Genomic DNA, 5,000 nt, shown 5'->3' with positions numbered 1-5,000 from the left:
AATCCAATCCATAAAAGAGAATTGAATCCAGTCTTAAACTCCCCATATCTTCCTATTTAATTATATGAACGATATCCAGTTTTTAAAAAAGAGACGAGACATTAGAAAGACACTTAATTAAGACTTTTTCTATAGTAACCTCTATTCTTCAAACTCTGCACTCAATGTCGCAATTTCTTCTTATGTAGGAATTGAAGCCATCGATGGTGACAAATCATTAAATTTGGCAATTGATTCGATAGATAGTTTAAAAGACTTTTCTAGAAAAATCGCCATTTAACGAATGGCAAAATAGCGATCATTCAAATATAGATTTTCAAATCTACTTTGAATAGTTTTGTTTGTGTTATAGTTTCTGTTTGATTTGATTTTATTCTACCTTTTATAAATAATTATAAAAAACTTTATTCGGCTTGGATAGGGGGTTATTCGGCTTCGAAAAGGTTTTATTTCGCTTCATTAGAGATTTATCCGGCTTCGCGACTTTTTTAAACAGCAAGAACCAAGTTTCATTCAATCCGCTCCACCAAATTTTATACATATAAAACCTTCTCGAGAGATCATTCATTAGGGATATCCGGCTTGATTTTCGCTTCGCTACTTATTGAGTAACGCAAACATCAGAAAGTGAAAGTATTCATGGCAAGGTTACTTGTTAGTTGAGACAATTATTAATATATATTTAAATCGTACGTCTTCAGCTTATGTGTTATGAGTCTAATCCCTTTGGTCCTCGAACTCTTTCTTACACATCTTCTATTAAAACTAGTAAATACCACACAAAAGAACGACACACTTTACCTATCAAAAGGGGAAATCCTCAAGTTTCCTAGGTGAATATGCTAACTTTCGTATGTGGATATTAATTGTCTTACCTATGTAATAGTAAATAATTGTTTATTCGGCTTCACCCAATTTTATCCTCGAATCATTCTCGGAATCAAACGGAGGAATAATTGCCTTGATTTTCGCTACGCTGCTTATTAGGGAACAAAAGTATCAGAAAGCGTTGGTATTTATGGGCAAGGTTACTTGTTAGTTGAGACAACTGGTAAATACATCTAATGAATTTTCGTCACAACGTAGGTTATTCCGTTTGCCATATTCTCAGATTTCCTTACCTCCCTGAACTTCTTGTTTAACTCATTTCTAGCATATCTTCTATTAACACTCCGAATTAAAACAAACAAAAAAACCGATACCCTTTTACAGGTAAAGGGTTTCTTATTTGCCTAGCGAAGTCTAACTTTCTTCTGTGGGAAAGTTGGACTTCGTTGTTATCGGGCTTGAGCTTAACTTCCGTGTCTGGATGAATGATTTTGCTACCTATTAAATAGTTAAAAAAGATTAATCAGAACCAGGTTTTATTTCGTTTCGCCCAATTTAATCCACATAAAACCTTCTCGAGGGACCAATCCAGGAGGGATAATTGGCTTGATTTTCGCTACGCTGCTTATTAGGGAATAAAAATAGTAGAAAATGTGGGTATTCATCGGCAAGGTGACTTGTTAGTTGAGAAAACAGGAAAATACATCTGATGAATTTCCGTCACAACGTAGGTTAATCCGTTTGCCATATGATCCAGGTTTCATTCCTCATCTCCCTGAACTTCTTGTTTAACCCATTTCTCGCTCATCTTCTATTAACACTCAAAATAAACCACACAAAAAAACCGTTACCTTTTTACAGGTAACGGTTTCTTAATTGCCTAGCGACGTCCTACTCTCACAGGGGGAGACCCCCAACTACCATCGGCGCTAAAGAGCTTAACTTCCGTGTTCGGGATGGGAACGGGTGTGACCTCTTTGCCATTATCACTAGACTAATGAGTGCTTGTTCACTCAAAACTGGATAAACGAGCCATTGAAAGCCATTCAATCTTTATTTGGTTAAGTCCTCGATCGATTAGTATTCGTCAGCTGCACACGTCGCCGTGCTTCCACCTCGAACCTATCTACCTCATCGTCTTTGAGGGATCTTACTTGCTTGCGCAATGGGAAATCTCATCTCGAGGGGGCTTCATGCTTAGATGCTTTCAGCACTTATCCCGTCCACACATAGCTACCCAGCGATGCTCTTGGCAGAACAACTGGTACACCAGCGGTGTGTCCATCCCGGTCCTCTCGTACTAAGGACAGCTCCTCTCAAATTTCCTACGCCCACGACGGATAGGGACCGAACTGTCTCACGACGTTCTGAACCCAGCTCGCGTACCGCTTTAATGGGCGAACAGCCCAACCCTTGGGACCGACTACAGCCCCAGGATGCGATGAGCCGACATCGAGGTGCCAAACCTCCCCGTCGATGTGGACTCTTGGGGAGATAAGCCTGTTATCCCCGGGGTAGCTTTTATCCGTTGAGCGATGGCCCTTCCATGCGGAACCACCGGATCACTAAGCCCGTCTTTCGACCCTGCTCGACTTGTAGGTCTCGCAGTCAAGCTCCCTTATGCCTTTACACTCTACGAATGATTTCCAACCATTCTGAGGGAACCTTTGGGCGCCTCCGTTACACTTTAGGAGGCGACCGCCCCAGTCAAACTGCCCGCCTGACACTGTCTCCTGCCCCGATAAGGGGCAAGGGTTAGAAGTTCAACACAACCAGGGTAGTATCCCACTGACGCCTCCTCCGAAGCTGGCGCTCCGGAATCTCAGGCTCCTACCTATCCTGTACAAGTTGTGCCAAAATTCAATATCAGGCTACAGTAAAGCTCCACGGGGTCTTTCCGTCCTGTCGCGGGTAACCTGCATCTTCACAGGTACTATAATTTCACCGAGTCTCTCGTTGAGACAGTGCCCAGATCGTTACGCCTTTCGTGCGGGTCGGAACTTACCCGACAAGGAATTTCGCTACCTTAGGACCGTTATAGTTACGGCCGCCGTTTACTGGGGCTTCAATTCGCACCTTCGCTTGCGCTAAGCACTCCTCTTAACCTTCCAGCACCGGGCAGGCGTCAGCCCCTATACGTCACCTTACGGTTTTGCAGAGACCTGTGTTTTTGCTAAACAGTCGCCTGGGCCTATTCACTGCGGCTCTCTCAGGCTTTAACACCCTAATAGAGCACCCCTTCTCCCGAAGTTACGGGGTCATTTTGCCGAGTTCCTTAACGAGAGTTCTCTCGCTCACCTTAGGATTCTCTCCTCGACTACCTGTGTCGGTTTGCGGTACGGGCACCTTCCACCTCGTTAGAGGCTTTTCTTGGCAGTGTGAAATCAGGAACTCAGACCTTACGGTCCTTGTCATTACAGCTCAACGTTATAGGAACGGGATTTGCCTCATTCCACGCCTCACTGCTTGAACGCGCATAACCAACAGCGCGCTTACCCTATCCTTCTGCGTCCCCCCATTACTCAAACGGTGGAGTGGTGGTACAGGAATATCAACCTGTTGTCCATCGTCTACGCCTATCGGCCTCGACTTAGGTCCCGACTAACCCTGAGCGGACGAGCCTACCTCAGGAAACCTTAGTCATTCGGTGGACGGGATTCTCACCCGTCTTTCGTTACTCATACCGGCATTCTCACTTCTAAGCGCTCCACCAGTCCTTCCGGTCTAGCTTCAACGCCCTTAGAACGCTCTCCTACCATTGACACCTAAGTGTCAATCCACAGCTTCGGTGAATTGTTTAGCCCCGATACATTTTCGGCGCAGCGTCACTCGACCAGTGAGCTATTACGCACTCTTTAAATGATGGCTGCTTCTAAGCCAACATCCTGGTTGTCTAAGCAACGCCACATCCTTTTCCACTTAACAATTACTTTGGGACCTTAGCTGGTGGTCTGGGCTGTTTCCCTCTTGACTACGGATCTTATCACTCGCAGTCTGACTCCCAATTATAAATCTCTGGCATTCGGAGTTTGTCTGAATTCGGTAACCCGGGATGGGCCCCTAGTCCAAACAGTGCTCTACCTCCAGGATTCTAAAATTGAGGCTAGCCCTAAAGCTATTTCGGAGAGAACCAGCTATCTCCAGGTTCGATTGGAATTTCTCCGCTACCCACACCTCATCCCCGCACTTTTCAACGTGCGTGGGTTCGGGCCTCCAGTAAGTGTTACCTTACCTTCACCCTGGACATGGGTAGATCACCTGGTTTCGGGTCTACAACTACATACTCTATCGCCCTATTCAGACTCGCTTTCGCTGCGGCTCCGCCTTATCAGCTTAACCTTGCATGTAATCGTAACTCGCCGGTTCATTCTACAAAAGGCACGCTATCACCCATTAACGGGCTCTAACTACTTGTAGGCACACGGTTTCAGGATCTATTTCACTCCCCTTCCGGGGTGCTTTTCACCTTTCCCTCACGGTACTGGTTCACTATCGGTCACTAGGGAGTATTTAGCCTTGGGAGATGGTCCTCCCAGATTCCGACGGAATTTCACGTGTTCCGCCGTACTCAGGATCCACTCAGGAGAGAACGAAATTTCGACTACAGGGCTTTTACCTGCTATGGCGGACCTTTCCAGATCGCTTCGTCTACCTCGTTCCTTTGTAACTCCGTATTGAGTGTCCTACAACCCCAAGAAGCAAGCTTCTTGGTTTGGGCTCTTCCCGTTTCGCTCGCCGCTACTCAGGGAATCGATATTTCTTTCTCTTCCTCCAGGTACTTAGATGTTTCAGTTCCCTGGGTGTGCCACGGATACGCTATGTATTCACGTAAACGTACTGTTCGATTAAAAACAGTGGGTTTCCCCATTCGGAAATCTCCGGATCAAAGCTTACTTACAGCTCCCCGAAGCATATCGGTGTTAGTACCGTCCTTCATCGGCTCCTAGTGCCAAGGCATTCACCGTGCGCCCTTATTAACTTAACCGTTTCGGCTTCCAATCCACTTCGCATCTCTTCGTCAGCTACGTTCGTTCACATCCTCACGTACCTAAGTACGCTCCGGTGTTCACTCACTTGCTTCCTCGACCTGCTCGTGTCTTGAAACCCTCAAATCAGTTATTAATAAGATTGAACTTATTAAAAATGAATTACTTGAATGTTTGTTGCTTTCA

The 5,000-nt window shown here is 45.5% G+C and carries 2 rRNA genes; both read right to left on the bottom strand.

From position 1 onward, the window contains the following. Positions 1–1,706: 1,706 nt before the first annotated feature. Positions 1,707–1,822, bottom strand: a 5S ribosomal RNA gene (gene rrf / locus E2636_RS02525). Between the two features lie 63 nt (positions 1,823–1,885). After that, positions 1,886–4,813: ribosomal RNA gene (locus tag E2636_RS02520) — 23S ribosomal RNA — on the bottom strand. Positions 4,814–5,000 lie beyond the last annotated feature (187 nt).

The sequence above is a fragment of the Paenisporosarcina antarctica genome, assembly GCF_004367585.1.
GTDB classification, from domain to species: Bacteria; Bacillota; Bacilli; order Bacillales_A; family Planococcaceae; genus Paenisporosarcina; species Paenisporosarcina antarctica.
This window is presented reverse-complemented; position numbering and strand designations above follow the sequence as displayed.